This is a genomic window from Brevibacterium sp. FME17 (assembly GCF_014897515.1).
Classification (GTDB): Bacteria; Actinomycetota; Actinomycetes; order Actinomycetales; family Brevibacteriaceae; genus Brevibacterium.
Map to the genome: position 1 here is coordinate 54594 of NZ_JABUYD010000022.1, position 15168 is coordinate 69761.

14 protein-coding genes and 2 pseudogenes are annotated in these 15168 nt (G+C 61.9%); 6 read left to right on the plus strand and 10 right to left on the minus strand.

Annotated elements, in window-relative coordinates:
* Positions 1-65 precede the first annotated feature (65 nt).
* The 4 genes from INT40_RS16660 to INT40_RS16675 all read right to left on the minus strand — a co-directional run bounded on the left by INT40_RS16660 (position 66) and on the right by INT40_RS16675 (position 4261).
* Complete coding sequence (locus tag INT40_RS16660) at positions 66-950, minus strand: anti-sigma factor (protein WP_101572100.1); 885 nt, start codon at positions 948-950, stop codon at positions 66-68.
* Positions 947-1576 carry a sigma-70 family RNA polymerase sigma factor gene (locus INT40_RS16665; RefSeq protein WP_101572098.1) on the minus strand — a complete coding sequence of 210 codons (630 nt, stop codon included), beginning with the start codon at positions 1574-1576 and terminating at the stop codon, positions 947-949. The genes INT40_RS16660 and INT40_RS16665 overlap by 4 nt, the downstream gene beginning before the upstream one ends.
* A gap of 130 nt (positions 1577-1706) precedes the next feature.
* Positions 1707-2384, minus strand: a complete 678-nt coding sequence (locus INT40_RS16670; protein WP_101572096.1) for a fasciclin domain-containing protein — start codon at positions 2382-2384, stop codon at positions 1707-1709.
* Between the two features lie 260 nt (positions 2385-2644).
* Positions 2645-4261, minus strand: coding sequence for a molybdopterin-dependent oxidoreductase (locus tag INT40_RS16675; RefSeq protein WP_193096543.1), 1617 nt, complete (start codon positions 4259-4261; stop codon positions 2645-2647).
* A 124-nt stretch (positions 4262-4385) separates the two neighbouring features.
* Between INT40_RS16675 and INT40_RS16680 the strand changes: the two genes are divergently transcribed.
* The 3 genes from INT40_RS16680 to INT40_RS16690 all read left to right on the plus strand — a co-directional run bounded on the left by INT40_RS16680 (position 4386) and on the right by INT40_RS16690 (position 6701).
* Entirely contained in the window at positions 4386-4886 is a 501-nt protein-coding gene (locus tag INT40_RS16680) for an OsmC family protein (protein ID WP_101572093.1), read from the plus strand.
* A gap of 200 nt (positions 4887-5086) precedes the next feature.
* On the plus strand, positions 5087-5770 hold the full coding sequence (locus INT40_RS16685; RefSeq protein WP_101572091.1) for a trimeric intracellular cation channel family protein: 684 nt from the start codon (positions 5087-5089) through the stop codon (positions 5768-5770).
* A 67-nt stretch (positions 5771-5837) separates the two neighbouring features.
* Positions 5838-6701, plus strand: a complete 864-nt coding sequence (locus INT40_RS16690; RefSeq protein WP_193072568.1) for a PPK2 family polyphosphate kinase — start codon at positions 5838-5840, stop codon at positions 6699-6701.
* Positions 6702-6726: 25 nt separating this feature from the next.
* Here the strand turns inward: INT40_RS16690 and INT40_RS16695 are convergent, their stop codons facing one another.
* On the minus strand, positions 6727-7149 hold the full coding sequence (locus INT40_RS16695) for an OsmC family protein (protein ID WP_101572087.1): 423 nt from the start codon (positions 7147-7149) through the stop codon (positions 6727-6729).
* Positions 7150-7201: 52 nt separating this feature from the next.
* A pseudogene (locus INT40_RS16700) lies at positions 7202-7627 on the minus strand (isochorismatase family protein); the annotation flags it as partial.
* 169 nt (positions 7628-7796) lie between these two features.
* Between INT40_RS16700 and INT40_RS16705 the strand changes: the two are divergent.
* On the plus strand, positions 7797-9071 hold the full coding sequence (locus tag INT40_RS16705) for an MFS transporter (protein WP_193072569.1): 1275 nt from the start codon (positions 7797-7799) through the stop codon (positions 9069-9071).
* A gap of 95 nt (positions 9072-9166) precedes the next feature.
* On the opposite strand, the gene kynU is transcribed toward INT40_RS16705, so the two are convergent.
* On the minus strand, positions 9167-10450 hold the full coding sequence (gene kynU / locus INT40_RS16710; RefSeq protein WP_193072570.1) for a kynureninase: 1284 nt from the start codon (positions 10448-10450) through the stop codon (positions 9167-9169).
* A gap of 131 nt (positions 10451-10581) precedes the next feature.
* Here kynU and INT40_RS16715 point away from each other — a divergent pair, with 131 nt between their 5' ends.
* Positions 10582-11064, plus strand: a complete 483-nt coding sequence (locus INT40_RS16715) for an Lrp/AsnC family transcriptional regulator (protein ID WP_319020931.1) — start codon at positions 10582-10584, stop codon at positions 11062-11064.
* Between the two features lie 90 nt (positions 11065-11154).
* Here INT40_RS16715 and INT40_RS21395 read toward each other — a convergent pair.
* Both INT40_RS21395 and INT40_RS16725 read right to left on the minus strand, forming a co-directional pair.
* A pseudogene (locus INT40_RS21395) lies at positions 11155-11337 on the minus strand (type II CAAX prenyl endopeptidase Rce1 family protein); the annotation flags it as partial.
* Between the two features lie 6 nt (positions 11338-11343).
* Positions 11344-11793 carry a hypothetical protein gene (locus INT40_RS16725; RefSeq protein ID WP_193072572.1) on the minus strand — a complete coding sequence of 150 codons (450 nt, stop codon included), beginning with the start codon at positions 11791-11793 and terminating at the stop codon, positions 11344-11346.
* Positions 11794-11987: 194 nt separating this feature from the next.
* Here INT40_RS16725 and INT40_RS16730 point away from each other — a divergent pair, with 194 nt between their 5' ends.
* Positions 11988-12557 carry an OsmC family protein gene (locus INT40_RS16730; protein WP_101572074.1) on the plus strand — a complete coding sequence of 190 codons (570 nt, stop codon included), beginning with the start codon at positions 11988-11990 and terminating at the stop codon, positions 12555-12557.
* A 40-nt stretch (positions 12558-12597) separates the two neighbouring features.
* Here the strand turns inward: INT40_RS16730 and recQ are convergent, their stop codons facing one another.
* Positions 12598-14433 (minus strand): DNA helicase RecQ, encoded by a 1836-nt coding sequence (recQ, locus tag INT40_RS16735; protein WP_193072573.1) that lies wholly within the window; start codon positions 14431-14433, stop codon positions 12598-12600.
* Between the last annotated feature and the right edge of the window lie 735 nt (positions 14434-15168).

Genomic DNA, 15168 nt, shown 5'->3' on the forward strand with positions numbered 1-15168 from the left:
TCCGTCGGTGTGCGGATCAGACGTGCAGAGTCTCCGGCGCAGGGCGGAGGTCCCTCACCCCTCGCCTACAGGTCGATGGCCACGATCGGATCGGTGGTCGGCTGCTTCGAACCGCCCTCCGGTTCGACCGTGATGCCGAAGAGACTGCCCGAGGAGAACGGCTCATCGGCAATCGTCACCGGTTGTCCAGTCATCAGTCCTACGCTCTCGGGACCCTCATTGCCGATCACCCACATCTGCATCGACTTCCCTGCCGGGGCAGCAGTGACGTCGCGAGGACTGAAGCGAATGAGCTGTTCTTTCTCGGACGAGAGCACAGTGACAGAACCGCCCTTGGGCAGCTCGGCAGTGCTGGTTTTCAGATCTCCGGCTTCCATCAGGCGAGCGGAATCGTCGAGCTGTTGTTGAGCAGCGGCCAGCTCATCTTCCAGCTCGTTCTGCTTCTGCCAGGAACTCACTCCGACACCGGCCGCGACGACGACAGCGGCAGCTGCGGCAGCCATCGGCACCCAGGGGCGGCGCTTCCGACGGTGCTCAGCCAGGTCGGCGGGCGGTGGCACATCCGAGGACGAATGAGTGCCTGCCTGCGGTGCGGGTTGAACCGGAGCATTGAGCGGAGTCGGTGCTGAGGACTGAGTCTGCTGCTGTGCAGAACGAGCCTGATTCAGGCTCTGTGGTTCCACATCTGCATCTTCTTGAACATGTGTGCTCGGGATGGCGAGAATTGCGTTGCGGGTGGCTGCACTGATGGGTTCAGGGGCACCCGTGGCTGAGGATTCAGACGCTTCTGCATCGGATCCGGCCATGAGCGCCATGGTGTCCTCATACTCAGCGACCTCGGAACGGAAATCGGCATCGGTGTCTGCAAGAGTCTGCGCCTCGGCAAGCTCAGCTTCACTGAGTCCGCCCAGAGCCAGCCCGGCAGCCAAATAGTCGCGATCGGTGTTCATCGGCTTGCCTCCAACTCTTCTCGCAGCTTCTTCATTCCGTCTCTGATCCGTGACTTGATGGTGCCGAGGGGCACCTTGAGATTCTCTGAAATCTCAGCGTGCGTCAGACCTTGGTAGAACGCCATGACAATTGGTTGTGCCTGATCCGCGGGAAGTATCTTCAGCGCAGTGACGGTCCTGTCTGACTCGAATCTGTCGATGACCTTCTGCTCGACCTGCTCGCCCTCTTCAGCCGACGATCTCAGTCCGTCGGAGTAGTCTCGATCCTGCTGGGCCTGAACACTGCGGACGCAGTCGATGGCTCTCCTGCGGCACAGCGTGATCAGCCATGCTCTGCCGGTCCCATGGTCGGGGTCGAACCCGGAGCACCGGGTCCACACTTCGGTGAAGCATTCCTGGAGCACCTCCTCGGCGAGCGCCTGACTTCTCACTATGCGCAGGATCACTGCCATGAGGATCCGGGACTGAGCCACGAAGAGTTCTTCGAAAGCGGTCCTGTCGCCGGTGGCGATCCGCAGCAGCTGGTCGCCACTCGGGTCCGCTGCTGTGGTGACGGTACCGTCTGACGCTGGGGCATCATTTCCCGGGGGTCCATGGCCTGGAACCGAAGGATCGTCTGAACTCATTGACCAATCATGTCATCTGATCGGCTTCTGTTCTTCAGTTGTCCGCACATCGAGTGAAAAAGGTGGTGGCCAAGGGCCGATCCGAGTGGTCGGAGTCGGTCCTTGGCCACCACCCTGTGAAGCCCAAATGTCACTTAGAGGGCATCATCACACTGTCGACCATGTACACAGTGGCGTTCGAGGTTGCGACTCCGCCGCAGACCAGACCGGCATCGTCGAACTTGAGGTCGTCGCCCTTGCCGGAGATCTTCACCTTCGAACCCTCGACGGTCTCGTGCTCACCGGCGATCTCGTCAGGGGACAGCTTTCCCGGGATGACGTGATAGGTGAGGACCTTCGTCAGCATGTCCGAATCCTTGGCCAGCGCATCCAGGTCGTCCTTGGGCACATCGGCGAAGGCATCATCAGTGGGTGCGATGACGGTGAACTCGTCACCATTGAGAGTGTCGACGAGGTCGACATCGGGGTTGAGCTTGCCCGAAACAGCCTTGGTCAGCGTCTTGAGCATCGGGTTGTTCGATGCCGCGGTGGCGACAGGGTCCTGGGCCATTCCCTCGACAGATCCGCCGCCGTCAGGATTGGCTTCGGCATACGCCGCGCAATCCGGTCCGACGAGATCCCCGCCGGCCATGGCGTCATCGCTTGACTCTTCGGGTGCGTCAGGGCTTTCTGCGGTGTCACTTGACTTGGACTCGGAATCACCGGAATCGGAGTCGGAGCCCATGTCCGAGCAACCGCTCAGAGCCATGAGACCGATCGCGCCAGCGGCCAGGATGGTGGTGGTGCGAGTGCGAAGCAGCGTTTTCATCGTTCTTCTCCTAATTGAAGTGGTGCATCAACGGTGGTGCGTATCAGCGCACAGCTCTGAAGTTGCCTTCATTGCTCGCTGTGTATCTGGTATTCGCAGCCCATGACGTTCTGGATGGGTGAAACTCAAACATTCTTTGGATTTCTTTTTGACGGAGTTCTCCGCGTAGTCCTAGGACCTGCGCAGATCGGCCCCAGCCTCCGCCTGTAAGCGTTGATTGGGGCCGTGGTGGTGCGGTGCGTGCCGGGCGGAGGCTCGCTCTACTCAACACTGAACTGGATGTGGTGGTGACCGGTCGCGGAATTGGGAATGGACTTCCTGCGCTTCGGGGTCTGGACGTTTCCGTCCTGATCGATCGCACGGACCGTGACGGTATGCAATCCTGTATCGACGTCGCTGAATCCCGTCTTCCACTGGCGCCAGGTATCGATATTCACCTCGTCACCGAGCTCAGCAGATGTCCACTCTCCATCGTCGAGTTTCACATCGACCCGCTTGACGCCGCTGCGCTGCGCCCATGCCGTGCCGGCGACGGCCACATCACCGGCCGATACCTTGGCCAACGGCTTCGGCACTTCGACCCTGGACGCGACGAGGATGGGCGCCTTGGCGTCCCACCCGCGGTCGGTCCAATACGCGGTCTTCTCATCAAAGCGAGTGACTTCGAGTTCGGTGACCCACTTGGTGGCTGAGACGAATCCATACAGACCGGGAACGACGAGGCGGGCGGGGAACCCGTGTTCGGGAGGGAGCGGACTGCCGTTCATTCCAACAGCCAATAGGGAGTCCCGGCCATCGACGAGAGCCTCGATCGGGGTTGAGGCGGAGAAGCCGTCGAAGGAATGGGAGAGGACCATGTCTGCGTTCTTGTGGGGTTTCGCTCGGCGCAGCAGCTCACGCACCGGGTAGCCCAACCAGGTGGCGTTGCCGACCAGGTCACCCCCGACGGGGTTGGAGACGCAGGTGAGCGTGATGTGATGCTCGTCGAGAGGAAGGTCGAGCAGATCGTCCATCGTCAAAGTCACCTCCGACTCGACCATGCCGTGGATCCGCAGCGACCAGTCCTCAGGGTCGATGACAGGAGGTGCCAGTGCTGTGTCGATGCGGTAGAAATCCTGAGGATCCGTGACGAAGGGGGTGAGGCCTTTGACATCCGGATGGGCATTGGAAGGGATCGGAGGAGCCTTCTTGGCAGGCGTTGGCAACACCAGTTTGGCAGCTGCCGCACCAGCATCCAGAGTCAAGGAGGCGACGGTCTGTCCCGCCGCCACCGCAGCGGCACCGACTGTACCGATGATGCCGGTGATGACGAAGAAGCGTCGCCGAGAGGGCTCTGAGGCTGGTGCCTCGGTCGAGTCGGCGGGGGAGGGCCCGGGCGTGGACGAGCGAGCGGGTCGGGCAGCTGCAGGGAACTTCGCGGGAGCTGCGGATGCCGTTCCGGTCTCAGTCCGGCTTGTTCCCGAACTCATGAGGATGCGGAAGACGGCCAGGCCCACGACGAGTCCGATGAGCGTTGGGATGATGTCGATGACACTGGACTCGGGTCGGATGAGAATGACTAGGATGGGAACGAGCCCGGCGGTGCACAGGAGCACGGTCGCTAGGCGGAGTCGGTGAGAGGCCAGCCAGCCGATCAGCCCTCCGAGCACCAAAGCTGCGAGTCCTGTGGTGAGGATGAGGAAGAGCTTGTCATTGGTGCCGAAGAGGTCGATGACAGGTTTGACGATCTCGGTAGGGGTGAGCGGAATGATCGTCTGACCCAGCGCCAGCAGAGGGGCCGCCTGAGGACCGAATGCCCGAGCGATCAGATCGGCGGCACCGAACAGGACAAGGGTGGCGACGATCCCGGCAAGGGCGGCGCGAAATGGTCTTCTCATGCCGGATATTCGGAGCCGACGACGATCCGGATGGGTGATTCGGGAGCGAAGATTCGCTGCTGCGACTCGTCCCGTTCACGAAATTGTCAGTGAACTTGCCGTCAAGCTGACGTAGCATAGTGCAATGACTGAGAACCCAGGATACGCCGAGCCGCAGGCGCCAAGCGGAGACTCGGACGAACCCAGAAGCGCAAGCGCTCCCATCTATACTGCCAAAGTCGAGAACCTCGGCGGGACCTCGGGTGAAGTGCGAGTCGAAGACGGTATGACGCTGTCGACGGCCCCCACCTCGCACACCGATCAGGGCAGCAACCCGGAGCAGTTCCTCGCCATGGCGTGGAGCACCTGCCTCGGTGAAACCCTCAAGGTGGTGCTGGCCGTCAATGATGTCGAAGCTCTATCCCGAGTCCGCGTTGAGGTCGACCTGCACGGTGAGTCCAACGCCGGATTCTACTTCGTACCTCGAGCCTATATCTCCATCGAAGGCGTCTCCGCCGCAGACGCGGAGAAGTACGCGGGGCGGGCCCACGCTCGATGCCCGATATCGAAGCTGCTCAAGGGGCAGGGCAGCCCGAGCGTCGAAATCGAAGAATACAAGAACCCGGACAACTTCCAGCTCAGCTGAGCCTGTTCCCGGCACGGGCGAGCACGTTCCTGCCCGGACGAGCACCGTGCACTCCACCTCGGCGCACCTCACTGCTCCGGCGCACTGATACTACAGAGGTAGCCAGACGCCGAGAACGACAGACGTGGCGTCGGCAATGCTGACCACGCACCGTCCGGCGCGTGGGGCGGGCCCTCGATGTGTCGGAAGGAGAATCAGTCGTGGACATTCAAGAAGCGGTCTTTCTCGCACTCGACCTCACCGGCACCTTCGTCTTCGCCGTCTCCGGAGTCCTCCTGGCCGCCCGGCGCGGCTTCGACATCACCGGAGGCTTGGTCCTCGGACTGCTGGCAGGCATCGGTGGAGGCATGATCCGCGACGTTCTCCTCGACCGGGTGCCGAACGCGCTGGGTCAACCGATCTATCTGGCTACTCCGCTGTTCGCCACCTTGCTCATCTATCTCATCGGCAAACACGTTTCCCGCGCCCGGATCTGGATTGTGACCTTCGATGCGATCGGGCTCGCCATCTTCAGTGTCACCGGAGCGACGATTGCCCTCGGTGCCGGTGCGAATTACTCTGCGGCCCTGTTCATGGGGGCTTTGACTGCCTGTGGCGGCGGGCTCATGCGCGATGCGGTGGCCAGTGAGGACCCGGCGATCTTCAGCGGCACCGACCTCTACCTGATTCCCGCCCTCTTCGGATCGGGGCTAACGGTCATCGCCGATGCGCTGAACCTGCTCGGCGGTGTGGTTTCGCTGATCATCGCCGCACTGGCATTCGGCTTCCGAATGCTGGCGTGGAAGCTGCAGTGGCGAGTTCCACAGCCGATGCGCCGATGGTCTTATCGGGAGACGCCGAAGAAGATGAAGAAGCTGCCCTCGGTGTTTCGCAAGCCCGACTGACGGCGACGATCCCTTGTAGATCAGCACAGATATAGACGCTGACCTCCCTGCCTGCAAAGATGAACTCATGAGCGAAAAGACAGCGCTGAGTTGGACCGAGGATCCGGAGTCGCTGCTGCGGGCATGCGAAGGGTTTCGGCTCGATGATGTTGATCCGCGTTCGACCCCCGGCTACGAAGGCAACAAGAAATCCGGACGCAAGGACCTCAAAGCCTGCATCCCCGAACTCGACGATCTTCAGGAACGACTCTTCGCGGCTCATCATGAGGAGGAGTCGGGGCCAGCGGTTCTCCTCGTCCTCCAAGCGATGGACACGGCAGGCAAGGGCGGGATCGTGCGCCACGTCGTCGGATCGGTCGATCCACAGGGCGTGGAGCTCGCTGCGTTCAAGGCGCCGACGAAGGAGGAGCTCTCCCACGATTTCCTCTGGCGCATCCGATCGCGCGTGCCCGGGCCTGGCATGATCGGCGTCTTCGATCGCTCCCACTACGAGGATGTGCTCATCGGCAAAGTCCGCGAGCTTGCCGACGACGAAGAGATCGAGCGTCGCTACGCCGCCATCAATGACTTCGAGGCCGAGCTCGCCGAGGCGGGTGTGCGCATTATCAAGGTCATGCTCCACATCTCTCCCGATGAGCAGAAGGACCGACTCATGGAGCGTTTGGACCGCCCCGACAAGTACTGGAAGTACAACCCGGGTGACGTTGATGAGCGCCTCCTGTGGCCCGATTACATGAAGGCTTATCAGGCGGTGTTCGAGCGCACCTCGACCGAGGCGGCGCCTTGGTACGTCGTCCCCGCTGACCGCAAATGGTACGCACGTCTGGCGATCCAGCGACTCTTATTGAATGCGCTGCGGAGTATCGACCCCCAGTGGCCTGCTGCGGACTTCGAGATTGAGGTCGAACGGGAACGGTTGGCCGAAAGCTGAGGCTCGGTTGCGGCGAGGGTGGAGTTCAGCCGCGGCGGATGCTGAAATCCACGTTGGTCGGGTGCTCGACGGTGCGCGAGACCGTGCAGTACTTGTCATGGGACAGGCCGACGAGCCTCTCGATACGCGCATCGGCTTTGCGACCATCCTCGTCGTCGGGGAAAGCGAGGTCGAAGTCGAGGTGGACGTTGTCGACTCGAGATGCACCGTCTTCATCGATCTTGTCGGCCGTGGCCGAGACATCGAAACGCGTCGGCTCAGTGTGTCTGCTGGTCACTGTGTCGACGTCGATCGAGGAACAGCCTGCGACGGCCGCGAGCAGCAGCTCAACGGGTGTCATCAGGCCCTCACCACGACCGAATTCGATGCTCGCACCACTTGGGGCCGTGGCCCGGTAGTGGTTCTCGGCGAGGCGGGTCAGTTCGATGCTGCGCGTGTCATCACTCATGGACTCATCATGTCAGGAAACGATGAGCGGTGTCTGGACGCGAGTCGCCGGCTCACTCGCCTGTGCCCGGTGCGGTGAAGTCGACCCCAGCCGCTTCCTGGACGCGAGCGGTCCTGCCTGGTCCTGACTCGAAGCCCCAGCAGAGATTCGTATGGGCAACCACCTTCTCCGGAGGCGCAGCTCTCCAGTCGCTGAGATCTTCGGTGGTGTGGGCGTCGGAGACGAGCGTGACATCGCAGCCGCGGGCAAATCCGCCGTGGATCGTCGACCTCGCGCACGCATCGGACTGGGCGCCGGTGACGATGAGGTGTTCGACGTTCTTAGACGCCAGAACATCCTCGAAGTTCGTTTTTTCGAAGGTGTTGCCGTGCGTCTTCTCCACTATAGCTTCGTCGTCGGCAGGGGAGAGGGCCTCGACGATCTGCCACTGCGGTGAACCCGTGGGCAGTTCTCCAGAGGTGTGTTTGACCCAGATGACTTCGGTGTCGTTGACATCTGATCTTCCTTGATCATGTCAACGGTGACCCCATACAGGGGTCAGATCAAGGGCCCTGTCCATAAAAGAACCAGGGCCGCCTCGGCGGTGTCAGGATTCCACGGTTCGGGACCACCCACTGATTTCACGCAGGTGGTGCCAGAATGGGCGGGTGAGCGAGACCCGAGACGAATCTTCCGACACCTCCCCGAATCCGCGCCGGTTCGGGGTGCTGCGGAGCTGGAAGACCGCGCCCTATCTGGTCGGATCCGGCATGGCGATGATGGGCGACAACATTGAGCACGTCATCACCTACTGGGTGCTGTGGCAGAAGTTCGAGTCCCCGGCCCTCGTGGGATTCCAGCTCATCAGCCACTGGCTGCCGTTCCTACTCCTGTCCGTTTATGCCGGATCGTTGGCTGAACGCTTCGACTGCCGCCGACTCATCCAGATCGGGCAGGTCATGTTCATGGTCGTGTCCCTGTGCTGGGGCATCCTGTTCCTCACCGATTCGCTCCAACTGTGGCAGGCCTGCGTGCTGCTGATCATCCACGGCCTGGCCGGATGCCTGTGGGGACCGGCCGAACAGATGATGCTCTACGACTTCGCCGGACGCAGCGAGCTGCCCAGCGCCGTGCGCATCAATGCGACCTTCCGCAGCCTCGGCATCCTGTTCGGACCCGTTGTCGGCTCGGCGCTCCTGCTGTCGTTCGGGCCGACGTGGGGCATCTTCATCAACATCGTCTTTTACCTGCCGCTGACGATTTTCCTCATGCGCACACCCTTCACCGGCCATACCAGGAGCGGTGGTCTGCGGGCAGCGAGGACCACACTGATCCAGTCACTGCGGGTGCTCGTCGACGTCCGCCACAACCGGGCGATCATCAGTATGCTCTTGCTGGCTGCGCTCGCCTCGATCACGATCGGGGCCGTGTTGCAGACGGCGATGCCGGTCTTCGGCGATATCTTCACCGGCCCCGGCGGAGACAGTGACTTCACCTACGGTCTGCTGCTTTTCGCTCTTGGTGCCGGAGGTGTGCTCGGCGGGTTCTTCCTCGAGGCCACAGGCTGGGTGCGACCAACGCCCGCGGCAGCAGCGGTCGCCGCGGCAGGGTTGGGAGCGAGTGCGATCGTCTTCGCGTTCACCTCGCACCTGTGGCTGGCGTTGGCGGTCCTCGTCCTCGCTGGGGTCTGCAAGATCACCGCCGAGTCGACCGAGATGGCGATCATCCAGCTCGAGGCCCCGACTGAGATTCGGGGCAGAGTGATCGGCTCCTATTCGATGTTCGGGCCCGGAATGCAGACGTTCTCCGGTGTCACCGTCGGCGTGCTCGGCACGATCGCGACGATCCCGCAGGCTGTGACGATCGGCGGCTCGGTCTTGGCCATCGGCGCGATCGGGATCGGTGCGTACGTGTTGGCGGGACGGGAGCGGCGCGTCGGATAAGCGAACGAATCGGGCTGAGCAACCTCAGGGGACCACTCCAAAGCGAGGTTGCTCAGCGCCCGGAAGGTTGCCGAGAGGCTATTGAGCCACACCGATCACGTGACGGCGCCGCGGACCTTGTGCGCAGGGGCGTCCCAGAGCCGGTTGTCGAGGATGTCGCGCAGCGCCTCGACGGTGTCCCAGACATCGGTGAAGCCGATGTAGAGCGGAGTCAGGCCGAAGCGCAGCACTTCAGGCTCGCGATAGTCGCCGATGATTCCACGTTCGATGAGAGCGCTCATGATGGCAAAGCCCTCGGGGTGCGTGATCGAGACCTGTGAGCCGCGATGGGCGTGCTCGCGTGGAGTGACGATCTCGACGGGATGATCGGCCAATCGAGAGTCGACGAGCTCGATGAACAGGTCAGACAGCTGCAGGGACTTCTCTCGCACCGCGGCCATATCGACCCGGCTGGCGATGTCGAGTCCCAGCTCGGCCATAGACATCGAGATGATGCCCTGCGTGCCGGTCAGGTACCGGCGAATACCGTCGGCCGGAGCATAGTCCGGTGACATCTCGAAGGGCTTCGCATGCCCCCACCAGCCCGAGAGCGGCTGGGTGAAACGATTCTGCAATGCCTCGGAGACCCAGATGAAAGCGGGTGAGCCTGGGCCGCCGTTGAGGAACTTGTATGTGCAGCCGATCGCCATGTCCGCACCCGACCCGGCCAAGTCGATCTCCAGCGCACCCGCCGAATGGCACAGGTCCCAGATCACCAAGGCACCACCGTCATGGATCTCCGAGGTGGTCGTGGTCATGTCGAAGAGCCGACCCGTGCGGTAGTTCACGTGGGTGAGAACCACGAGAGCCACCTCGTCGGTCATTGTGTTCGGGAACCCTGCGCTCACCTCGGCGTCATCGACCAGGCGGACCTCGTAGCCGGCATCAAGCTGCTCCGCCAAGCCCTGAAGCATGTAGATATCGGAGGGGAAGTTCTCCCGCTGAGTGAGGATGACACGACGATCGGGCGCATCTGCGGACTGCATCTTCAGCGCGGCCGACGCGGCTTTGAACAGGTTGATCGAGGTGGTGTCCGTGACGACGGTGCTGCCGGTCCCACCACCGACGATGCCGGCAACTTTCTCGCCCAGCTTCGCCGGCAGGTCGAACCATCCGGCGGTGTTCCAGGACCGGATGAGCCCGGTCCCCCACTCGTCGGCGATGACCGTCTGAGCACGTTCGGCCGCCCCCTTCGTCCGGGCGCCGAGCGAGTTCCCGTCGAGATAGATCGTGTCGGAAGGGAGGATGAACTCGTCCTTGAAGCCGCGCAGCGGATCCGCGGCATCGAGGTGCTCGCAGGCCGCGCGATCGCGCGGGGCGGTGTGTGCTGAAGTCGTCATGGGTCACCTTCATCTGGTCGGGCACGAAGCCGGTATCGCCGGTGGCGGCGGGTCTCCTCATAGACTACCCAGATCACGGATACCATCGAATGGAACCGAATAGATGACGACAAAGGTAGAGGATTCTTGTGGTGAATTCGGAATTGATCATCGACCATCGTTCTGAATCGAAGGATTCCCACCTCGCCGAGGTGGACATGGCGATCCTGCGTGAGCTCAGTTCCGATGCCCGGATCTCCAACAAGGATCTTGCCGGCCGAGTGGGGCTGGCCCCGTCCACCTGCTCCGGGCGAGTCAGCGCCCTGCGGTCGCGCGGAATCATCAAAGGATTTCACGCCGACATCGACTTCGAAGCGCTGGGTCTGCACGTGTTCGGCATGATCTCGGTGCGGATGTCACCGGTCGGGCGGTCGAAGATGAACGCCGTCATCGTCGGACTGCTCCAGGCTCCAGAAACTCTCGAAGTCTTCCAGGTTTCGGGGGAGCGAGATCTGCTTGTGCACATCGCCACGGCCCATCCGGCCGGGCTGAATGCATTTATAAATGAGCATCTCTCGGACCCCGCGATCGCTCATACCCAGACCAGCCTCGTGTTCGGCCACCACCGCCCCTGAGATATGAGGTCCGACAGGATGCACGTCAGTTGAAGGCGACCTGCAGAAGGACCACCGACGCCATCGAGTTGATTCCTGGTGCAGACCCAGCGGTCCCCACAGATTGCGGTGGAATGTCCGCAGCAGCGCGAGGCAAAGACCCAGCGCAAGCATGTAGGGCAGAAGGATCGGCACACCGTGGCACAGCGCGAAGACGACTGTGCTGATCGGAACTGCCCCCTTCAGCCCGAGGTGGTCACGGACGAAGCCATAGATTACGCCGCGAAAGAACAGCTCCTCCTAGAGTGGGGTGATGATCCCGACGGCGGCGAACATCGAGATCGCAGCGATGGGGCCGACACTCCCTGCAATCGAGTCGGTCGATGAGTCACTGACGGGCTCCGAGCCTGTGACAGCGAAAACAAGGAGCTGTGCCCCGAGCACAACGATCACAGAGGCGTGGGCCTGCCACAGCAGATGGAAGAGTCGCGCGGTGGGACGGGGGAAGCCGATGGCTGATAAGCGGTGACCGCGGCGACGCAGAGTGAACGCCAACGCAATCAGCGTCCCGGTGCTCGGGACGAGCAGCACAGCGATAATCAGGCTTTCGAAATGTGCTCGGACTCCTGGAACGGTGAGCCCGACGGCGACGGCAGTCCCGAAGATGAGAGCAGCGATGCCAAGGACGGCGCCTGCCGAGATGAGGAGGGTCCTCTTCGAGAGTCGACTTCGCAGTGGGGATTCGCTCATGTCTCGGCCCTATAAGTCGCTGATCAGCGATGTTGTCATCCAGAAGTATGAGATTCGTGTCGAAATGCGTCCTCTCATTTCGTGCCTATGACGGACTGCGTCGAAATCTGACGAGCGGCCATCGCCGGGGAAGTTTGTGTTTCTAGTGTGGTGATCACGCAAACGATGATCACCCACTCCAAGGAGACGTACACATGACCGCCACAGCAGAAACCACCACCAACACAGGCGAAACCGTTGCCATCAGCGCTGAAGATCGCGCCGCACGACTGACCTCGGCAGATCAGGCCTGGAACGAGCGGATTGCAAGCTCGACGAAGAACGCTCAGCTGGTGTTTTCGGCCAAGGGATGCGCCCAAGGCTCCGTGTCCTCGGTCATCACAGCAGGAAAGCACACCTTCACCGTCGACGAGCCGGCACCGCTGGGCGGTGATGACGCGGCACCGAACCCCGTGGAATACGCCCTCGGTGCCCTCATCTCATGCCAGATCGTCGTCTACCGGCTGTACGCGCACAACCTGGGGCTGACAATCGAGAACCTCGAGGTCAGCGCAGAGGGCGACATTGACGTACAAGGCCTCTTCGGCGCCGATGACACGGTGCGGCCCGGACTCTCAGCAGTCCGTGTCAACGTCGACATCACGGGCCCGGACAGCGACGAGGCCTACCAGGAGCTGCAGACGACGGTGGACGCCCACTGCCCTGTCTTCGACATCTTCACCAACCAGACACCCATCGATGTCACGCTGAATAAGACGAACTGACGATCGCGAGCCGGCAGTCCTGCCGACAGTTGGCCTGCGGTCACCCCGCGCTGGACTCGAGAACTTCGAGAACGCCGGGTCCGTAGCGCTCGAGCTTCTTCAGACCCACCCCGCTGACCTGTCCCAGTTCGCCGATAGTGCTTGGTTTGGCTTCGACGATTCCGTACAGGGTGGCGTCAGGGAATACGACGTAGGCGGGGACGCCCTGTTCCTTGGCCTGATCGGCTCGCCAGGTACGCAGAGCTTCGAACAGGGCTGTGTCTGCGGTCCCGAGTTCGACCTCAGGGCCGCCTCGGCGCTTTGCTCCGGACTTTTTGGATCCCGACTTCTTCACAGGGTCCACTCGCAGGGATACTTCCACTTCGCTGCGCAGGACAGGGCCGGCGGCTTCGCCAACGACCAGTACGCCGTAGTCGCCATGGGATTCCAGGAGACCGCGGGCGAGGACCTGCCTGACCACGGTCTTCCACTGTGTCTCACTGAGGTCGTCGCCGATTCCCCAGACGCTGAGGCGTTCGTGATCGGCCGCGCGAGAGCGTTCATTGTCATTGCCGCGCAAGACGTCGATGACCTGTCCTGAACCGAACTTCTGGCCACGTTCCCGGTCGAGGCGAATGACCGCCGACAACAGTTTCTGCACGGCGACCGTTGCGTCCCAGGTCACTGGGGGTGTGATGCAGGTGTCGCAGTTGCCGCACGGTTCGGATTCCTCGTCGAAGTAGCGCAGAAGCTGCACGCGCCGGCAATCAACGGTTTCGCACAGAGCAAGCATGGAGTCGAGGTGCGACATCGCGCGTCGTTGATAGGTCCGATCGCCGTCGCCAGATTCGATGAGGCGACGCTGGGAGACGACATCGCCGAGGCCGTAGACCATCCACGCATCGGCCGGCAATCCGTCGCGTCCGGCACGACCAGTCTCCTGGTAGTAGCCTTCGACGCTGCGGGGCAGGTCGAGGTGAGCGACGAAGCGGACATCGGGTTTGTCGATGCCCATGCCGAAGGCGATCGTCGCGACCATGACGAGCCCGTCCTCGCGGAGGAATCGAGCCTGATGGTCGGCACGGACCTCGGAAGGCAGCCCAGCGTGATAGGGCAGGGCTTTGATTCCTCGGGCCACGAGTGCCTCAGTGAGCTGTTCGACCCCACGGCGGGATAGGCAGTAGACGATGCCAGAATCACCAGAATGTTCGGTGGTGATGAAGTTGATGAGCTGCGAGCGGCCGGACTGCTTCGGCTCGATGCGATAGGTGATGTTCGGGCGGTCGAAGCTGGCGACGAAATGCTGGGCATCGCCGAGGTGAAGACGCTCGGTGAGTTCCGCATGCGTGGCGGGTGTGGCCGTGGCGGTCAATGCGATTCGTGGAACATCGGGGAATCGTTCGGCCAACACTCCCAGGCCCAAGTAGTCGCTGCGGAAGTCATGGCCCCACTGCGATACGCAGTGGGCTTCGTCAATGGCGAACAAGGCGACCTGAGCACGCTCGAGCAAAGCCATCGTGCGCGGCAGGACTAGGCGTTCAGGCGCTAAGTAGAGCAGATCGAGCTCACCGGCCAGGAGCGCTCGCTCGACGTTCTGGGCTTCCTCGAAGTCAAGAGTCGAGTTGAGGTACGCCGCTCGCACGCCGAGGTTCTCCAGAGCAGCGACCTGATCTGCCATGAGCGCGATCAGTGGGGAGATCACCACGCCGGTGCCGGGCCTGACAAGGCTCGGGATCTGATAGCACAGGGACTTTCCGCCGCCGGTGGGCATGAGGACGACGGCATCGCCACCGCTCACGATCTGATCAACAACGGCCTGCTGCTGTCCTCGAAACTCGTCATAGCCGAAGACATCGTGGAGGACGTCGAGCGGGGAGGTTGTGGGTGCCGAGGTCATGTAATCAAGCCTAGTGGACGGGCCTGACTCGGCTGAACCGCCTATACCCAGGCTGAACTTCGTATACCCAGACCGCGCTGGGGCTGTGTCTACGGACCCAGCACGAGAGTGGACGTGGGGGTTTGAAGGCTGCGGGTACACCGCCTCTACAAAGTCTTCCTATAAACAATCGTCTTATATAGGGCCTTCGAACGGTCCGCGTAAAAGGTCTCCCAACGGTCCGTGCTGCATCCTGGCGGTAGAACACAGTCAGACTCCTAGAGCACAGTCAGGCTCCACCGAGTCGAACGCGCTGACTCCACGACTGCAGCAACTCAGACGCCCTAATGCCCGTACGCGCGCGCAACCCGTTTCCCTCACGTGTTCCCTCACGTGCGGGTGCAACCCGTTACGCGCTGTCTTCCGACGAACGCTACATTTCAAGGCAACAGCAGGCTCCCACCGCGTTTTCTCCAGCCCCTTGCTGACGTGTGGTGGGCGTCACTGTCAGTTTTCCGGTTTCGAGTTGCACGACGAGCCAGGCCTGGACTAGAGTAGTATCTCGTTGCCCCGCAGAAAACGAGTTCTTCTAGAACAGTTTTCACCGGGTGTGACCAGCACAAACACAGTTTGGGTGTGGTTCACACGGAACACGGGTGACAACGAAAAATTGAAACTGACACCCCTGGTGTACACGCCCTTTTTTGGGGGTTGTGGTGACGGGTGAGTGTTTGTGGTTTGAGAATCCAATAGCGT

What these genes read in the sequence shown, in the direction of transcription:
- INT40_RS16660 (WP_101572100.1), bottom strand. Translation starts at nt 950, where the DNA reads ATGAACACCGATCGCGACTATTTGGCTGCCGGGCTGGCTCTGGGCGGA.
- INT40_RS16665 (WP_101572098.1), bottom strand. Translation starts at nt 1,576, where the DNA reads ATGAGTTCAGACGATCCTTCGGTTCCAGGCCATGGACCCCCGGGAAAT.
- INT40_RS16670 (WP_101572096.1), bottom strand. Translation starts at nt 2,384, where the DNA reads ATGAAAACGCTGCTTCGCACTCGCACCACCACCATCCTGGCCGCTGGC.
- INT40_RS16675 (WP_193096543.1), bottom strand. Translation starts at nt 4,261, where the DNA reads ATGAGAAGACCATTTCGCGCCGCCCTTGCCGGGATCGTCGCCACCCTT.
- INT40_RS16680 (WP_101572093.1), top strand. Translation starts at nt 4,386, where the DNA reads ATGACTGAGAACCCAGGATACGCCGAGCCGCAGGCGCCAAGCGGAGAC.
- INT40_RS16690 (WP_193072568.1), top strand. Translation starts at nt 5,838, where the DNA reads ATGAGCGAAAAGACAGCGCTGAGTTGGACCGAGGATCCGGAGTCGCTG.
- INT40_RS16695 (WP_101572087.1), bottom strand. Translation starts at nt 7,149, where the DNA reads ATGAGTGATGACACGCGCAGCATCGAACTGACCCGCCTCGCCGAGAAC.
- kynU (WP_193072570.1), bottom strand. Translation starts at nt 10,450, where the DNA reads ATGACGACTTCAGCACACACCGCCCCGCGCGATCGCGCGGCCTGCGAG.
- INT40_RS16725 (WP_193072572.1), bottom strand. Translation starts at nt 11,793, where the DNA reads ATGAGCGAATCCCCACTGCGAAGTCGACTCTCGAAGAGGACCCTCCTC.
- INT40_RS16730 (WP_101572074.1), top strand. Translation starts at nt 11,988, where the DNA reads ATGACCGCCACAGCAGAAACCACCACCAACACAGGCGAAACCGTTGCC.
- recQ (WP_193072573.1), bottom strand. Translation starts at nt 14,433, where the DNA reads ATGACCTCGGCACCCACAACCTCCCCGCTCGACGTCCTCCACGATGTC.